The sequence below is a fragment of the Brenneria alni genome (assembly GCF_003666245.1).
Taxonomy (GTDB): domain Bacteria; phylum Pseudomonadota; class Gammaproteobacteria; order Enterobacterales; family Enterobacteriaceae; genus Brenneria; species Brenneria alni.
The window spans coordinates 1-1,212 of record NZ_MJLZ01000107.1 but is presented as its reverse complement, the minus strand read 5'-3'; the positions used below and the strand labels follow the sequence as shown (position 1 = coordinate 1,212).

The 1,212-nt window shown below is 29.0% G+C and carries 2 protein-coding genes; one reads left to right on the top strand and one right to left on the bottom strand.

The window, feature by feature from the left end:
- Window positions 1-299 (top strand): glycosyltransferase family 8 C-terminal domain-containing protein (locus BIY29_RS19860; RefSeq protein WP_276310306.1); only part of this gene is annotated, 299 nt, incomplete at its 5' end.
- A 74-nt stretch (window positions 300-373) separates the two neighbouring features.
- Here the strand turns inward: BIY29_RS19860 and BIY29_RS19855 are convergent.
- Window positions 374-1,212: polysaccharide pyruvyl transferase family protein (locus BIY29_RS19855; protein WP_147437197.1), on the bottom strand; the 839-nt coding region annotated here is incomplete at its 5' end.

Sequence of the window (1,212 nt, the reverse complement as noted above, 5' to 3'; positions counted from 1 at the left end):
GTATTAAGCAGGAGTTAAAATATCGTGATTTCAATAAATACAAAGAAACTATAAAAAATAGCACGTCCTTGATACATTATACAGGTGTAACAAAACCGTGGCACCTATGGGCTAAATATCCATCATCATGTTTTTTTTATCAGGCATACAAAGCATCACCTTGGAAAGATACTCCTTTGATTGAGGCTGAAACAGCTAAACAATTTAAGAAAAAATCAAGACATGAAAGGCTTCAGGGAAAGTATATTAAATCAATTATTAGTTATTGTAATTATATAATTATAAAAATAAAAGAATAATATGGTTTTCAATAGCCTGTGTTTAGAAAAATCACAGGCTATTTATTATAAAGTATAACTTTTTAATTTAATAGTTACATAAATTGTTTTTTCCATTTGCATATATTTTCAAAGTTTACCAATATATCAGTTTTAAATCGAGATGATATTATTTCATTTAATGAGTTTACTTCATCTCTATTTATAACAAATAGGTTCGTATCTTTACGTATTTCTTCGGCTCTATTATCAATACCTAGTATAATCGCTCTTTTCTTTTTCTGTATTGCTCTTATGCCCGCATGTAGGCGTGTTCCAATAAAATCAATATCTTGAGAGAGTAACTGATCATAAGATGACAGATTTGGGTTGATAATTTTTATCCCATCAGTGTTAAAGCAATGGAGATATTCATTATCGCGCCTTCCTTGAGGCCAAAAGAATATTTCATCATAATTTCTTTTAAGTATTTCAATCAAAATTTTATCATGTTCAGGAGATCTGTTATAGTCAGTCAATGTAAAGACAACAATATTGGCTTTTTTGTCTGGAATTGAATCGCAATGAGCTTTGTCTAATCCCCACATAGTTGGACATCCTGTATTAATAGCATTATTAATACCAACTTCTTTTAGTTTTTGCAATGTATAATTATCTCTGACGGAATGTATTTCTTTCGAAGAAAGTAATTTTCTATAAAGGAATGAAGTTAGAAAATTTGGTTTAACTTGATAGTTTTTCCATCCTACGCCAAGTAGAATAGGATTATTTATTTTTAATGCATCAAATATATTTACTGCCCATTGATTGTATTTTTTTTTAAGTAAAAAACTATGATCTGATGATAATAAATTAGAACCACCAATAAACGAAAACTCACTAATCCTGTTCAGCTTATATGCTTGGTTGTAAATAACTTCATGCGTAGGTGAGT